The sequence below is a fragment of the Pseudomonas sp. Leaf58 genome, from assembly GCF_003627215.1.
GTDB lineage: Bacteria > Pseudomonadota > Gammaproteobacteria > Pseudomonadales > Pseudomonadaceae > Aquipseudomonas.
On record NZ_CP032677.1, the window covers coordinates 2832027 to 2848020 of the forward strand.

At 62.9% G+C, this 15994-nt stretch carries 14 protein-coding genes; 11 read left to right on the forward strand and 3 right to left on the reverse strand.

All coding sequences use genetic code 11. The features are described from left to right. The first annotated feature begins 40 nt into the window (after positions 1-40). The 5 genes from DV532_RS13170 (at position 41) to DV532_RS13190 (ending at position 6233) form a co-directional block, all read left to right on the forward strand. Positions 41-1744, forward strand: coding sequence for an amidase (locus DV532_RS13170; protein WP_056803957.1), 1704 nt, complete (start codon positions 41-43; stop codon positions 1742-1744). 178 nt (positions 1745-1922) lie between these two features. Then, positions 1923-2597 (forward strand): transcriptional regulator, encoded by a 675-nt coding sequence (locus DV532_RS13175; protein WP_056803954.1) that lies wholly within the window; start codon positions 1923-1925, stop codon positions 2595-2597. Next, positions 2594-3511: a pyridoxal-phosphate dependent enzyme gene (locus DV532_RS13180; RefSeq protein ID WP_056803950.1), complete on the forward strand. Its 918-nt coding sequence runs from the start codon at positions 2594-2596 to the stop codon at positions 3509-3511. Before DV532_RS13175 ends, DV532_RS13180 begins: the two co-directional genes overlap by 4 nt. Before the next feature lie 346 nt (positions 3512-3857). Further along, positions 3858-4955 carry a carboxynorspermidine decarboxylase gene (locus DV532_RS13185; RefSeq protein WP_056803947.1) on the forward strand — a complete coding sequence of 366 codons (1098 nt, stop codon included), beginning with the start codon at positions 3858-3860 and terminating at the stop codon, positions 4953-4955. Between the two features lie 33 nt (positions 4956-4988). Next, positions 4989-6233, forward strand: a complete 1245-nt coding sequence (locus DV532_RS13190) for a saccharopine dehydrogenase family protein (RefSeq protein ID WP_056803944.1) — start codon at positions 4989-4991, stop codon at positions 6231-6233. Between the two features lie 58 nt (positions 6234-6291). Here DV532_RS13190 and DV532_RS13195 read toward each other — a convergent pair whose 3' ends face one another. Then, positions 6292-7338 carry a class I SAM-dependent methyltransferase gene (locus DV532_RS13195; protein ID WP_056803941.1) on the reverse strand — a complete coding sequence of 349 codons (1047 nt, stop codon included), beginning with the start codon at positions 7336-7338 and terminating at the stop codon, positions 6292-6294. Between the two features lie 120 nt (positions 7339-7458). After that, the gene (locus tag DV532_RS13200) at positions 7459-8322 is read right to left on the reverse strand and encodes a type 1 glutamine amidotransferase domain-containing protein (protein ID WP_056803938.1); all 864 of its coding nucleotides are present in this window, start codon (positions 8320-8322) and stop codon (positions 7459-7461) included. Between the two features lie 117 nt (positions 8323-8439). Here DV532_RS13200 and DV532_RS13205 point away from each other — a divergent pair, with 117 nt between their 5' ends. The 6 genes from DV532_RS13205 to DV532_RS13230 are packed head-to-tail and all read left to right on the forward strand — an operon-like array spanning position 8440 to position 14294. Beyond that, entirely contained in the window at positions 8440-9375 is a 936-nt protein-coding gene (locus DV532_RS13205) for a LysR family transcriptional regulator (protein ID WP_056805369.1), read from the forward strand. Between the two features lie 48 nt (positions 9376-9423). After that, positions 9424-10761 (forward strand): UDP-glucose/GDP-mannose dehydrogenase family protein, encoded by a 1338-nt coding sequence (locus tag DV532_RS13210; RefSeq protein WP_056803935.1) that lies wholly within the window; start codon positions 9424-9426, stop codon positions 10759-10761. Next, positions 10749-11723, forward strand: coding sequence for an NAD-dependent epimerase/dehydratase family protein (locus tag DV532_RS13215; protein WP_056803932.1), 975 nt, complete (start codon positions 10749-10751; stop codon positions 11721-11723). The genes DV532_RS13210 and DV532_RS13215 overlap by 13 nt, the downstream gene beginning before the upstream one ends. A gap of 34 nt (positions 11724-11757) precedes the next feature. Beyond that, positions 11758-12501, forward strand: coding sequence for a glycosyltransferase family 2 protein (locus DV532_RS13220; RefSeq protein WP_056803929.1), 744 nt, complete (start codon positions 11758-11760; stop codon positions 12499-12501). Beyond that, positions 12498-12770 carry a lipid-A-disaccharide synthase N-terminal domain-containing protein gene (locus DV532_RS13225; RefSeq protein WP_056803926.1) on the forward strand — a complete coding sequence of 91 codons (273 nt, stop codon included), beginning with the start codon at positions 12498-12500 and terminating at the stop codon, positions 12768-12770. The genes DV532_RS13220 and DV532_RS13225 overlap by 4 nt, the downstream gene beginning before the upstream one ends. 3 nt (positions 12771-12773) lie before the next feature. Beyond that, a complete protein-coding gene (locus DV532_RS13230; protein ID WP_056803922.1) occupies positions 12774-14294 on the forward strand; it encodes a glycosyltransferase family 39 protein in 1521 nt (506 codons plus the stop codon). A 19-nt stretch (positions 14295-14313) separates the two neighbouring features. On the opposite strand, the gene mqo is transcribed toward DV532_RS13230, so the two are convergent. Further along, the gene (mqo, locus tag DV532_RS13235; protein ID WP_056803920.1) at positions 14314-15891 is read right to left on the reverse strand and encodes a malate dehydrogenase (quinone); all 1578 of its coding nucleotides are present in this window, start codon (positions 15889-15891) and stop codon (positions 14314-14316) included. Positions 15892-15994: the final 103 nt, after the last annotated feature.

The following is a 15994-nucleotide window of genomic DNA, read 5'->3' on the forward strand; positions in this document are numbered from 1 at the left end:
CTCGCATTAGCCCCCACCTGCACAATTTTTTGGTGAACGCATGATCGAGGTAACCGAGGTTTCCATTGCCGAGCTGCGCGATGCGCTCGAGTCGGGCCGCACGACGGCGGTCGAGCTGGTCAAGGCCTACTTGGCGCGTATCGACGCCTACGATGGCGCCGACACCGCCACGGCCCTGAACGCCGTGGTGGTGCGTAACCCAGAGGCGCTGAACGAAGCCGAGACATCCGACGCCCGCCGCGCCAAAGGCCAGGTATTGAGCCCGCTGGACGGTATCCCCTACACCGCCAAGGACAGCTACTTGGTCAAAGGCCTGACCGCTGCCTCCGGCAGCCCGGCCTTCAAGGACCTGGTGGCCCAGCGCGACGCCTTTACCATCGAACGCCTGCGCGCCGCCGGCGCCGTGTGCCTGGGCAAGACCAACATGCCGCCCATGGCCAACGGTGGCATGCAGCGTGGCGTGTATGGCCGCGCCGAAAGCCCGTATAACGCCAACTACCTGACTGCGCCCTTCGCCTCCGGCTCGTCCAACGGTGCTGGTACCGCCACCGCCGCCAGCTTCAGCGCCTTCGGCCTGGCCGAAGAAACCTGGTCCAGCGGCCGTGGCCCGGCTTCCAACAACGGCCTGTGTGCCTACACCCCGTCGCGCGGGGTGATCTCGGTACGTGGCAACTGGCCGCTGACGCCCACCATGGACGTGGTGGTGCCGTTTGCCCGCACCATGGCCGACCTGCTGGAAATCCTCGACGTGGTGGTAGCCGATGACGCCGACAAGCGCGGCGACCTGTGGCGCCTGCAACCCTGGGTACCCATCCCCGCGGCATCCGAGGTGCGCCCGGCTTCGTACCTGGACCTGGCGGTGGATGCCAGCGCGCTCAAGGGCAAGCGCTTTGGCGTGCCACGCATGTACATCAACGCTGATGCCGAGGCTGGTACCTCAGAAAAACCCGGCATCGGCGGCCCAACCGGCCAACGCATCAACACCCGCGCTACGGTGATCGACCTGTGGCAGCAGGCACGCCAGGCCCTGGAGGCGGCCGGCGCCGAAGTGCTGGAAGTGGACTTCCCGTTGGTGTCCAACTGCGAGGGCGACCGCCCAGGCGCACCGACCGTGTACAACCGTGGCATCGTCAGCAAAGAGTTCCTGCATGATGAGCTGTGGGAGCTGTCGGGTTGGGGTTTCGACGACTTCCTGCGGGCCAACAACGATCCCAAGCTTAACCGCCTGGCCGATGTCGATGGCCCACAAATCTTCCCCCACGACCCGGGTACCCTGCCCAACCGTGAGGACGACCTGGCCGCTGGCATGGACGAGTACGTCAACATGGCCAAGCGTGGCCTGAAGACCTGGGACCAGATCGAGACCCTGCCCGACGGCCTGCGCGGCCTGGAGCAGACCCGCAAGCTGGACCTGGAAGACTGGATGGACAACCTGGGCCTGGACGCGGTGCTGTTCCCCACCGTGGCCGACGTGGGCCCGGCGGATGCCGACGTCAACCCGGCATCGGCGGACATCGCCTGGAGCAACGGTATCTGGGTGGCCAACGGCAACCTGGCGATCCGTCACCTGGGCGTGCCAACCGTGACCGTACCGATGGGCGTGATGGCCGATATCGGCATGCCGGTGGGGCTGACCTTTGCTGGCCGGGCTTACAGCGACAACGCGCTGCTGAGCTTTGGTGCGGCCTTTGAAGCCACCGGTTCGCGACGGATGATCCCACCGCGCACCCCAGCCTTGGGCTGAGTTTTACAGGGGCCGCTTTGCGGCCCATTCGCGGGCAAGCCCGCTCCCACAGGTACTCCACCGGGCTGCTAGAGTACCTGTGGGAGCGGGCTGGCCCGCGAATGGGCCTGAAAAAGTAAATCGCGAAATTCAACTTAACGTGTAAAAATACACAAAATGTTGATATGCGCGATTTGCCATGCCCATTACTCCCCGTGAAGAACGCCAGCTCACCCTCACCGTGCTCAAAGCCGCCATCCAGGCCTTGGGCAGCGTTGCCGCGCGCAACATGGAAATCCTCCTGCATGACCTCGACCACCCAGAGCACTCCGTGGTGGCGATCGTCAACGGCCATCTTTCTGGCCGCAGCGTCGGCAGCCCAATCCTCGCGGCCCCCGAACAGGACCAGGGTTTCAAGGCACTGCTGCAGGCCTCTGCCGACCAGCATGGCGGCGAGCCGGTCGTGCTGCCCGACTACCCCACCACCCTCAAGGGCCGCAGCTTACGCAGCGCCACGGCAATCTTCCGTGACAGCAGCGGCCACCCCTTTGCCAGCCTCTGTATCAACACCGACGTTACCGGCCTGGACGCGGCCATGAGTTTTCTCCAGCAGTTCCAACCGCTGGGCGTCGCACCTAGCGTCGATGAGCCCGCTGACATGGAACTGTTGATGAACGAGATCATCCAGGCCTCACTGCAGCGCAGTGGCCAGGGGCGGATGAACAAGCAGGCCAAGGTCGAGGCCGTGCGCGTGATGCAGGAGCGCGGCCTGTTCATCGTCAAGGGCGGCGTGGAAAAGGCTGCCAGCGCCTTGGGCGTGACCCGTTACACCATTTACAACTACCTCGAACAACTGCGCGGAGCCCAGCAATGACCTTGCATATCCATACCCCCCTGCTCGAATCCCGCCCGCTGTCGCTGGCCGCAGGCCGCAACATCTGGCTCAAGCTCGATGCCCTGCAGCCCTGCGGCTCGTTCAAGCTGCGTGGCGTGGGCCACGCCTGCGAAGTGCACCATGCCCGTGGCGCGCGGCACTTCGTTTCCTCCTCGGGTGGTAACGCCGGCCTGGCGGTGGCCTATGCCGGGCGCAAGCTGGGCGTGCCGGTGACCGTGGTAGTGCCCGAGACCACCACCGAGCGGGCCAAGCAGCTGCTACGCCTGGAAGACGCCAAGGTGGTGGTGCACGGCAGCTCCTGGCAAGAGGCCAACACCCTGGCGCAAACCCTGGTCGGCGCGGATGACGCCTTTATCCACCCGTTCGACGACCCGCTGCTGTGGGCCGGGCATGCCAGCCTGGTGGATGAAGTTGCCGAGGCTGGCGTAAAGCCGGATGCCGTGGTGTTGTCGGTGGGTGGTGGCGGTTTGCTCAGCGGCGTGGTCGAGGGGCTGCAGCGCAACGGCTGGGGCGATGTGCCAGTGCTGGCGGTGGAGACCGAGGGCGCGGCATCGCTGCATGCGGCCATGCAGGCCGGGCATTCGGCGGAACTCGAACGCATCGCCTCGGTGGCGACATCACTGGGGGCCAAGCGTGTCGCCGATCAGGCGCTGGTGTGCGTGCAGCAGCACCCGGTGCGTAGCCATCTGGTCACCGACCGCGCGGCGCTGGAAGCCTGCGAGCGGTTCTTGCTGGACCATCGCGTGCTGGTAGAGCCGGCGTGCGGGGCGGCGCTGGCATTGGCGTATGCCCCCGGCGCCCTGGCGAACTACCAGAATGTGCTGGTGGTGGTGTGTGGCGGGGCTACAGCGACGCTGGAGCAGATCCGGGCGTGGTTGAAGCAGGTCGATTGAGGTTGCCTGTACCGGCCTCTTCGCGGGTGAACCCGCTCTCATAGGGCGCCCATCGGGTTGCACAGCACTCGAAGCCGGCGCAATCCTTGTAGGAGCGGGTTCACCCGCGAACACGGGCGCAGCCCGTGCCATCCCATGCACAACGTAGCTCATCGGATTCTCCTTGCTGCCCACTGCCGGTGATTACGATAGTCACATGCCGCTGTTCTACTGAGCCCGTCGCAACCGGAAAACCCCCTCGCAATGTCAGCAACCCTGACGAAATGCGTATCCCACCCTTTCGGTATGCGGCAAGTGAAGGCACAATGCGTGTCCTTTTTTTGGCCGGCCTGGCCGGGGGCCTTAAATGATCAAGACGCCGTATTACCTCATCGATAAAACCAAGCTGCTCAGCAACATGGAGAAGATCGCCTACGTGCGCGAACACTCCGGTGCCAAAGCGTTGCTGGCCCTCAAGTGCTTTGCCACCTGGTCGGTCTTCGACCTGATGCAGCAGTACATGGACGGCACCACCTCGTCGTCCCTCTTCGAGCTCAAGCTCGGCCGCCAGAAGTTCGCCGGCGAAACCCATGCCTACAGCGTGGCCTGGGCCGACGACGAGGTCGAGGAAATGCTTGAGAACTGCGACAAGATCATCTTCAACTCGATCGGCCAACTGCAGCGCTTCGCCGAACAGTCCGAAGGCAAAGTCCGTGGTCTGCGCGTCAACCCACAGGTCAGCAGCTCCGACTACCTGCTGGCCGACCCGGCGCGCCCGTTCAGCCGCCTGGGCGAATGGGACCCGGCAAAGATCGAACAGGTGATCGAGCAGATCTCTGGCTTCATGTTCCACAACAACTGCGAGAACGGTGACTTCGGCCTGTTCGACAAGATGCTCACGCATATCGAAGAGCGCTTCGGCCACCTGTTGCACAAGGTTGACTGGGTCAGCCTGGGTGGCGGCATTCACTTCACCGGTGAAGACTATGCGGTAGACGCCTTCTGCGCGCGCCTTAAAGCCTTCTCGGAACAGTACGGCGTGCAGGTATACCTGGAGCCCGGCGAAGCCGCCATCACCAACAGTGCTTCGCTGGAAGTCACTGTGCTCGACACCCTGTACAACGGCAAGCACCTGGCCGTGGTCGACAGCTCGATCGAAGCGCACCTGCTCGACCTGCTGATTTACCGCCTCAATGCCAAGATGGCCCCCAACCATGGCGAGCACACCTACATGGTCTGCGGCAAATCGTGCCTGGCTGGTGACATCTTCGGCGAATACCAATTCGATCGTCCGCTGGCCATTGGCGATCGCCTGTCGTTCATCGACACGGCGGGTTACACCATGGTCAAGAAAAACTGGTTCAACGGTCTGAAGATGCCTTCCATCGTGGTCAAGCAACTCGACGGCAGCGTCGAAGTGGTCCGCGAGTTCGGTTTTGAAGACTACGTTTCCAGCCTGTCGTAAGACCGGCTTACCAAGTAAGGAGCAAAAGGTAAATTGAAGAAGAACGTTCTTATCATTGGTGCAGGAGGTGTCGCCAAGGTGGTGGCCCACAAGTGCGCGCAGCATAACGACGAACTGGGTCGTATCGCTATCGCGTCACGGAACATCTCCAAATGCCAGGCCATCATCGACAGCGTCAAGGCCAAGGGTAGCCTCAAGGTACCCGCCGATATCCAAGCCTTCTCGCTCAACGCCCTCGATATCGAGGCCACCAAGGCACTGATCCGCGAGACCGAATCGCAGATCGTGATCAACGTGGGCTCTGCGTTTCTCAACATGTCGGTGCTGCGCGCCTGCATCGATACCGGCGTGGCCTACCTGGACACCGCCATCCACGAAGAGCCGGGCAAAATCTGCGAAACCCCGCCGTGGTACGGCAACTACGAGTGGAAACACCTCGAAGAGTGCCAACAAAAGAACATTACCGCCATTCTCGGTGTCGGTTTCGACCCGGGTGTGGTGAACAGCTACGCCAAACTGGCGCAGCAGCAATACTTCGACCAGATTGACTCGATCGATATTCTCGATGTCAATGCCGGTTCGCATGGCAAGTACTTTGCCACCAACTTCGACCCGGAAATCAACTTCCGCGAGTTCACCGGGCAAGTGTGGAGCTGGCAGAACAGCCAGTGGACCAGCAACAGCATGTTCGAGGTCAAGCGTACCGACGACCTGCCAGTGGTGGGTTCGCAAAACCTGTACCTGACCGGCCACGACGAAGTTCACTCGATTTCGAAGAACCTCAACGTGCCGAACGTGCGCTTCTGGATGAGCTTCGGCGAGCACTACATCAACGTGTTCACCGTGCTGAAAAACCTTGGCCTGCTCTCCGAGCAACCGGTGAGAACTGCCGAAGGCCTGGAAGTGGTACCGCTGAAAGTGGTCAAGGCCGTGCTGCCCGACCCAGCCTCGCTGGCCCCAGGCTACACCGGCAAGACCTGCATCGGCGACCTGGTCAAAGGCACCAAGGATGGCCAGCCGCGCGAAGTGTTCATCTACAACGTGGCCGACCACGCAGAAGCCTACGCCGAGACCGACAGCCAGGGTATTTCCTACACCGCCGGTGTACCGCCAGTGGCTGCCGCCCTGTTGGTTGCCCGTGGCGAGTGGGATGCCAAGCGCATGGTCAACGTCGAGGAGCTGCCCGCCGAGCCGTTCCTCAAGGCGCTGGACGTGATGGGCCTGCCGACCCGCGTCAAAGATGAAAAAGGCGATCGTCCGTGGGACGCTGAAGCCTAAGCAGCACAACAGAAGGGGCACCAATAAGGCGCCCCTTCTGCTTTCGCAGGCCCGGCCTCTACTTACGGGCCTCCAGAATCAGGTTGAACGGCGTTTGCGTGGCCCGGCGGAACCGGCTGAACCCCGCCTCTTCGAACACCGCCCGCAAGCGCGCCTCCCCGGCCTGCGCCCCCAGCCCCAGCCCCACCTCCTGCGACAACGAGTTCGGTGTGCAGATGAACGTCGACGCCGCATAGAACAAACGCCCAACCGGCGTCAGGTTGCCCTCCAGCGAATCCTCGGCATACGGTTCCACCAGCATCACCGTGCCGTCGGCCTTCAACGCGCGGTAGGCATGCTTCGCGGCCCCCACCGGGTCGCCCATGTCGTGCAGGCAATCGAAAAAGCACACCAGGTCATGGTCATGCCCCGGGTAGTCCTTGGCACTGGCCTGCTGGAAACTCACCCGCTGCGCCAAACCTGCCTCGCGCGCACGCTCGTTGGCAATGGTGATGGAAGGCCCATGGTAGTCGTAGCCGACGAAGGTGGACGCCGGAAATGCCTGGGCCATGACCAGCGTCGAAGCACCATGCCCACAGCCCACGTCCGCCACCTTGGCGCCTGCCTGCAACTTCGCCACCACGCCCTCCAGCGCCGGTAGCCATTCAGCTACCAGAAAGGTGCGGTAGCCCGGCCGGAAGAACCGCTCGGTGCCGCTGAACATGCACGGGTGGTGGTCGCCCCAGGCCAGCCCGCCGTCGCTGCGCATGGCGGCGACCAGCTTGTCCTTGTCATGAAACAGCGCCGCTATTACTGACGCGCCACCGGCCATGTACGCCGGGGAATCCTCCAGCGCCAGGGCCATGGCCTGCTCTTCTGGCAACACGAAGCGGCCATTGTCATGCACCATATAGCCCGAGGCGGCTTGCGCGTTCAGCCATTCGCGCACCAGCCGCGGGTGGCAGCCGGTCTTTTCTGCCAGCGCCTCCGGGGTGGTCGGCTGGCTGTCGGCCATGGCCCGATACAACCCCAGTTCATCGCCAAGAATAACGTTGGCCAAGGTCGCCGCCGCGCCCATGTCGCCCACCAGCTTGCCCATGAAGTCGTGAAGCCTTGCCTCGTCCATGACCTGCCCTCCTCTTCAAGAAGGCCATCGCCAACGAGGGACGTTTGCTCCGGGGAGGCGGTGGTCGATTGGATGGTGTCGGCCTGCCTTGCTTTTACCCAATGCAGGCCAATTTTAAGTCTAGATGCCTTGATCGGTGCGCTTTGCCCGCTCACTCAATTTTTCCAACAGCACCTTGGCCAGCGCCTTGTCGGAGAACGGGTTCTGCCCAGTGATCAGTTCGCGGTCCACCACCACGTTGGGGTGCCAGGCCTTGGCGTAGCCCATGTTCCCCCCCGCTGACGCCATGGCATTGGCCGGGTAGAACAACAAGCGCTGATCCTTGAGCGAGCCCTCGAATACCTGCTCCTCCGGGTCGGAGAAAATGGTCATCTTGTAGCCCTTGTACAACCAGTCATTGGCCGCCGGCTTTTCGCCACGCGCCAGCGCCGACTGGTAGCCTGCCGGGTCCTGCTGGGCCGAGAGCAAGGCAATGGGGCCATGGCAGATGGCCGCAGTGGGTTTGCCAGCCTGGTGGAAGTGCCGCAGCAACACGCCCACGTCCGGGTTGTTGGCAAGGTCGATCAACGGCGCGTGGCCGCCAGGTATGAACAACCCGGCATAGCGGCCCAGGTCTCCCGCCAGCACCTCTTTCACCGACAGCGTATCGTCGATACCTGGTAGGCCTTGCACGACCTTCTCGATCCGGCGCATCTCGGCGGCATCACCGGCAAAGTAACTTGGGTCGATCGAACGCTGGTCGACACGAGGGGCATTGCCCTTGGGGGTAACCAGTACCAGCTTGTAGCCCGCTTTCAGCAACTGGTCGGCAGGCACCCCGAACTCGTTGAGGTAGTAGCCGGTGGCGTAGTGTTTGCCATCCTGCAGCGGCAGCTGCTGCTCGCTGGACAGCAGCACCAGCACCTCGCCCTTCGGCGCGGCATGGGCGCCAGCAGCAAGCAATGTGCTGGCAACAGCCAAGGCAAGCTTGGACATTTTGGTCATACAACAATCTCCTGATCTGGCAAATGGGCGATCCGCTGACGTTGGCGGGATGCGCACAGACTAACGGCAAGGCTATGATTCGATAATTCGAAAGCCTGCATGCCTGTGATCCAGAAAATGAATATCACCAGCAAGGACCTCAACCTGCTGTACCTGTTCCATGTGCTGTACCAGGAACGCAACGCTACCCTCGCCGCCCAGCGCATGGCCCTGAGCCAGCCTGCGCTCAGCCACAAGCTCAACAAGTTGCGCCATCAGTTTGGCGACCCTTTGTTCGTGCGCGCGCCCAGGGGGCTCACGCCCACGCCGCGCGCCCATGAGTTGGCGCCCGAAGTAGAACGCCTGGTTGAGGGCTTGGAAGGTTTTTATGAACGCTGCGAAGGGCTGGACTTTCTCAGCCGCCCTGCCCGCCTGCACCTGTACAGCACCGATTATGTGGAACAAACACTGTTACCCAGGCTGCTGCCGATTCTGCGCAGCCAGGCACCGAACCTGGCATTGGTCACCCACAACACACGCGGGCTACTACCCCGCGAAGAATTGGAAAAAGGCACCTGTGACTTGGCCGTTGCCGGGTTTTACAGCGACCTGCCAGAAACCTTCCACCAACAGCGGCTGCTCAGCGAGCACTTTGTAGTGCTGGCCTCACGCAGCCATCCAGGCCTGGGCAATGGCCTGGACCTCGACACCTTCCTTGCCAGCGAACACCTGCTCACCACACTCACCGGCGACCTTGACGGCTTGGTCGACCGCGCATTGCACACGCAAGGCAAGCACCGACGGGTCGTGGCTGGCCTATCGAGTTTCGTCGCACCCACGCGCCTGCTGCGCGGCACCGACCTGCTGCTAACGTGCCTACGCTCGTTGGCCATCGAAGCCACCGAACGTGATGACGACCTGCTCATGTACCCACTGCCGTTGGCACTGCCTGCAGTCGAGGTGATGCAGATCTGGCACCAACGCACCCATACCGACCCCTTGCGTCGGTGGTTCCGCCAACAGCTATGGGCTGTTGCCCAAGCGACGACGGCCTGCGTAGGTCACAATTCCTAAACAACAATGTGACATTTTTTTTCAGCTTTCTCGCCAAGGAGCTGTTAAATGAAGGTCACGGTTTTCGGTACCGGCTATGTCGGCCTCACCCAGGCAGTGTGCCTGGCCCAAGTGGGGCACTCGGTGTTGTGCATGGACGTCGACGCCAAGCGGGTCGCCACCCTTAATGAAGGCCATTGCCCGCTCTTCGAGCCCGGCCTTGCGCCGCTGCTGCAAAAAAACCTGGCCTGTGGCCGCCTGCGCTTCACCACCGATGCCGGGGAGGCGGCCAACTATGCCAGGTTGCAGTTCATTGCCGTTGGCACCCCGCCACAGGCCGATGGCAGCGCCGACCTGAAGCACGTGTTTGCCGTGGTCGACAGCATCCTCGAACATGCCCATGGCCCAAAGGTCATCGTCAACAAATCCACCGCGCCGGTCGGCACGGTGCAGCGCATCAAGGCGCGCATCGCCCAGGCTGTGGCCGACACCGGGCGTTTCCAGGTCATCAGCAACCCCGAATTCCTCAAGGAAGGCTCGGCAGTGGACGACTGCATGCGCCCTGAACGCATCATCATCGGCGGCGCGGAACCGGCCGAAGTGGAACTGCTGCGCGAGCTGTACCTGCCGTTCAGCCGCAACCGCGAAAAGCTCATGGTCATGGACGCGCGCAGTGCCGAACTGACCAAATACGCCGCCAACTGCATGCTGGCGACCAAGATCTCCTTCATCAATGAAATCGCCAACCTGGCCGAGCACCTGGGGGCCGACATCGAAATGGTGCGCCGCGGCATCGGCTCAGACCCGCGCATCGGCTACGACTTCATCTACGCCGGCTGTGGCTTTGGCGGCTCGTGCTTCCCCAAAGACTTGCAGGCCCTGCGCCGCAGCGCCGAGGCCGAAGGTTTCGAGCCTCAACTGCTGCGCGCGGTGGAGTCGGTTAACCAGCAGCAAAAGGGCCGGCTGTTCAGCAAAATCCAGCGCCACTACCCACGCGGCCTGCGCGGCAAGGTGTTCGCCTTGTGGGGGTTGTCGTTCAAACCCAATACCAACGACATCCGCGAGGCTTCCAGCCGGGTCCTGCTGGAAGCCCTGTGGGCCGCCGGCGCGCGGGTGCAGGCCCATGACCCGCAAGCGATGGAGGAGATCCAGCGGCATTATGGCCCCCGGCCCGATTTGCTGCTGGCGCCGTGCAAGGACGATGCGCTGCATGGCGCCGATGCCTTGGTGATCGTCACCGAATGGCAGGACTACCGCGTGCTCAACCTGGACAAAGTGCCGCAACAGCTGGCTGACCGGGTGGTGTTCGACGGGCGCAACCTGTTCGAACCCGAACACATGGCCGCCGCCGGCCTGACGTACTACGGCATCGGCCGTGGCCAGGTGCAGCCAACATGCCCGTACTGATTACCGGCGTTGCCGGCTTCATCGGCTACCACCTCGCCCGCCGCTTGTGCGAGGCAGGCATTGAAGTGGTCGGTATCGATAACCTCAATGGCTACTACAGCGTCCAGCTGAAGCAGGCGCGCCTGCAGCAGTTGCTCGGCTTGGCCAACTTCCGCTTCCACATCCTCGACATCGCCAACCCAGCTGAACTGCAACAGCTGTTCGCCGGGCAGGCTTTCACTGAAGTGATCCACCTGGCGGCGCAGGCCGGGGTGCGTTATTCGCTGGACAACCCCGGCGCCTATGGCCAGGCCAACCTGGTGGGTTTTCTCAACATCCTTGAGGCCTGCCGCCAGCAGCCACCCGCCCACCTGATCTACGCCTCCAGCAGTTCGGTGTACGGCGCCAACGCCAAGCTGCCGTTCCGCGAAGACGACCCGGTCGAGCAGCCGATGTCACTGTATGCCGCCAGCAAGCGCGCCAATGAGCTGATGGCGCACAGCTATGCCCACCTGTACCAGCTGCCAACCACCGGCCTGCGCTTTTTCACCGTCTACGGCCCCTGGGGCCGCCCCGACATGGCGCTGTTCAAGTTTACCCGAGCAATGCTCGAAGGCCGGCCGATCGAGGTCTACAACAACGGCCTGATGGGGCGTGACTTCACCTACATCGACGACATCGTCGAAAGCATCGTGCGCTTGCGCCGGAAACCGCCACAGCCAGCCGAGGGGCAACCGCCCTGCCAGCTGTTCAACATCGGCCGCGGCCAGCCGGTACGGCTGCTGCACTTTGTCGACTGCCTGGAGCAGGCTTTAGGCATCAAGGCACGGCGCGACTACCTGCCGCAACAAGCCGGTGACGTGCTGGAAACCTGGGCGGACGTGGGCGCGCTGGCGCGCTGGATCAACTACTCCCCAGGCACTTCGCTGGCACACGGCGTCAACGCCTTCGTTGGCTGGTACCGGGATTTCTACCGGGTTTGATCCGCGCAACCACAACAAGATCACAGGTAGCCCCATGACAGATCCACTGGACCTCTCGGTACTCATTCCGGCCAAGAACGAGGTCGACAACCTGCCGTCACTGCTGATGGAAATACGCACCGCACTGGCGGCTGAAGACTATGAAGTGCTGGTGGTCGATGACGGCAGCAACGACCGCACCCTAAGCGTACTGCAGCAACTAAAAAGCCAGGGTTACAAGCAACTGCGCATACTTCGTCACCCGCGTTCGCTAGGCCAAAGTACCTCGCTGTGGCATGCCGCCCAGGCGGCTCGCGGGCGCTGGCTAGCGACCCTGGACGGCGATGGCCAGAACGACCCGGCGGACATCCCCGGCATGCTGGCCTTGGTACGTGCCAACCAGGACCTGGCCGGCGGCGTCAAGCTGGTGGCCGGGCACCGGGTCAACCGTCGCGACAGCGCCAGCAAGCGCTGGGCCTCACGCTTTGCCAACGGCCTGCGCCGCCGCCTGCTCAAGGACGCCACGCCAGACACCGGCTGCGGGTTGAAACTGATCGAGCGTGCGGCCTTCCTGCGCCTGCCCTATTTCGACCACATGCACCGTTTCATCCCGGCGCTGATCCTGCGCCACAACGGCCGCATGCTGGTGCACCCGGTCAACCACCGGCCACGTCACGCCGGGGTGTCCAAGTACGGCAACCTGGACCGCGCCCTGGTTGGCATCCTCGACCTGTTCGGGGTTTGGTGGCTGATCCGCCGCACCCGCCTGGATGCGCGCCCTCAGGAGCTCGAAGGATGACCCGCGATACGCTCTGGTTGGTCATCGGTTTCGCCGGCCAGGCCGTGTTTACCGGGCGCTTCGTGCTGCAATGGCTGTACAGCGAGTTCAAGCGCCGCAGCGTGATCCCGGTGGGCTTCTGGTACCTGAGCATGCTCGGCAGTGCGTTGCTGCTGGCCTACGCCATCTACCGCCAGGACCCAGTGTTCATCATCGGCCAGAGCTTCGGCTTTCTGGTTTACCTGCGCAACTTGCAGTTGATCGCCCGCCACCAGGAACAGAAGGAATAGCCTGTGCCAAGGTTCAACACCCTCGGGGCCGAGCGCCTGGCCCTGATTACCCTCGCGCTATTGCTGGTAGGCGCGGGTATCGGCTGGCGCCAACCGATGAATGTGGACGAAGAACGCTTTCTCGGCGTCGCCCTGGAAATGCTGCAGAGCGGCAACTGGTTCATCCCGCACCGAGCAGCGGAGATCTACGGCGACAAGCCACCGCTGTTCATGTGGACCGTGGCCCTGTTCAGCCACCTGACCGGCTCGCCCACGGTCGCCCTGTACCTGCCTGGGCTGTTGTCGGCGGCAACCATCACCTGGGTGCTACATGACCTCGGGCGGCGCCTGTGGCACCGGCGCATCGGCGTCATCGCCGCCCTGCTTTTCCTGGCCACCTATCAGAGCTACAGCATCCTGCGCACCGGGCAGATCGATAGCTTCCTGTGCCTGTGGGTGGCGCTGGGCTTCTATGGCATGGTTCGCCATCTGCTGCTGGGGCCCGCCTGGGGCTGGTTCTACCTCGCGTGCGCGGCCATGGGGCTGGGCATCATCAGCAAAGGCGTGGGCTTTGTCCCAGCACTGATGCTGCTGCCCTATGCCTGGGCGGTGCGCCAGCGCTGGCATGGGGTGGTGGCCATGCCGGGCCAGGCTTGGCGCTGGAGCCTGGGCCTGGTGTGGCTGCTGGGCGGTTGCGCGGTGTGGCTGGTGCCTTTGCTGGCGTCGATTGCCCATGGCGGTGGTGCGGCGGAGCTGGCCTACCTGACGGAAATCCTGCTGCGCCAGACCGCCAGCCGCTATGCCAATGCCTGGGACCATCGCGAACCGTTCTGGTATTTTTTCGTCAAGGTCATCCCCAAGTACTGGCTGCCCCTGGTGCTGGCCCTGCCCTGGCTGGTACCGGCCTGGCGCCGGCAGCTGCAAAAGCGCGACGGGCGCTTCCTGCTGCTGCTCGGCTGGGTGGCGCTGGTGCTGCTGTTTTTCAGCCTCAGCAGCGGCAAGCGCAAAATTTACATCTTCCCCGCGTTGCCAGGCCTGGTGTTAGCCATCGCACCACTGCTGCCGTGGCTGCTCAAGCGCTGGCTACAGCGCCGACCAGCGTGGCGCAAAGCGTTCACTGCCGTGGCCTTGGCCTGGTTCGCGCTGTGGTTCGCACGCGGCTTCGTCGAACCCCTGAAAGAAGGCCACAACCCGCATGACACCTTGATGAGTGAAGCCGCGCGCGCCACCGGCGGCGCCGAACTGGTACTGGTCAACTGGCGTGAGGGGCACTGGCTGTTTGCCCGGCAACCCATCGTGCACTTCGGTTTCACCGAGCAATCAAAGGTGGAGGCAGCCGCCTATTGGCTACGTCACAACCCCACCGCCTTCGCCTTGGTCCCGGCCACGGAACTGGGCCGCTGCTTCACTGCCGACAAAGCGCGCAGGCTGGGCGAGACCTCACGCGCCGAGTGGTATGTGGTCGGTGCCGATGCCGACAATGGCCAGTGCCAGGCCAACGCCCCCAGCCACGTCTACCACTTCGCCTGGGCGGGCTCGACTTAGTGGCAGACAGCTGGTTTTACTAGGGCGCAGTGGTGCTCGCCGGAGGATCAAGCTGCAGCAGCTCGTTGGTGTACGCCCACTCCTGCTGTACCTGGTCGGGGTGGTCGTTCAGGCGAATGCCGTAGGACGGGATGATCTGTTTGATCTTCGCCTGCCACTCGGCGGATGCCACCTTGTCCTTGAACACCTTGTTCAGCACCTCAAGCATGATCGGCGGCGCGGTGGAGGCGCCGGGCGAGGCGCCGAGCAAGCCGGCGATGCTGCCGTCCTTCGAAGTAACCACTTCAGTACCGAGCTTGAGCACGCCACCCAACGCCTCGTCTTTCTTGATGATCTGCACCCGCTGGCCCGCTTGCCACAGCCGCCAGTCTTCCTTTTTTGCCTCGGGGAAGTAGGTGCGCAGTGCTTCGAAGCGATCATCGTCCGATTGCAGCACCTGGCCGACCAGGTACTGCACCAAGTCAAACTCGCGCACCCCAACCCGCACCATTGGCCAGGTGTTGTGCACACTGACACTGGCAAACAGGTCAAGCAGTGAACCCTGCTTGAGGAACTTGGTCGAGAAGGTGGCGAACGGCCCAAACAGGATCATGTGCTTGCCATCGAGCACGCGGGTGTCCAAGTGCGGAACCGACATTGGCGGTGCACCGGTGGCGGCGATGCCGTAGGCTTTGGCCATATGGCGTTGGGCGATGGCCGGGTTGTCAGTGACCAGGAACGAACCACCGACCGGGAAGCCGGCATAGTCCTTGGCTTCGTCTATCCCTGACTTCTGCAGCAATGGCAGCGCCGCGCCGCCAGCACCGATGAACAAGAACTTGGCGTCGGTGGCTGCGGTATTGCCATCCTTGAGGTTCTTGTACTCGACATGCCAGGAGCCGTCACCGTTACGCGTGATCGCCTGCACCTCGGTGGAGAGCGTGAGGTTGAAGTTCGGCTGGGTCTGCAGGTAGCCCACGTACTGCCGGGTAATCTCGCCAAAGTTGACGTCGGTGCCGATCGGCGTCCAGGTCGCGGCTAATTTCTGCTTGGGGTCACGCCCTTCCATCATCAGCGGCACCCACTTGCGAATCTGCTCAGGGTCTTCGGAATACTGCATGGGCTTGAACAGCGGGCTGGCCTGCAGCGCCTCATAGCGCTTCTTCAGAAAGCGGATATTGTCGTCACCCCAGACAAAGCTCATGTGCGGGGTGGTGTTGATGAAGGAATGCGGGTTTTTCAGCACGCCCTGCTTCACCTGCCAGGCGAGGAACTGGCGGGTGACCTGAAACGACTCGTTGATCTCCACCGCCTTGCTGATGTCGATCTTGCCGTCTTTTTCCGGCGTGTAGTTCAGTTCGGCCAAGGCCGAATGCCCGGTGCCGGCGTTGTTCCAGCCGTTGGAGCTTTCTTCGGCGACCTTGTCCAGGCGTTCGACCATTTGCATCGACCAGCCCGGCTCGAGTTCGTTGAGCCATACCGCTAAAGTCGAGCTCATGATGCCGCCGCCTACCAGCAAAACATCGACCTTGTTGGGCTCTGCCGCCTGGGCATTGAGCATGCCCAACGCCACTACTAACCCCGCAAGCGCCAACTTTGGCTTGATCGTGATCGTCATATTCGCTCCCGCGGGGCAACACACGCCCCACTGCTGTCCGAAAAGTCCAGCTACAAGCTTAGCTGAGGGATTTAGTCGGGTATGCCGAGCGCACCATTAACGC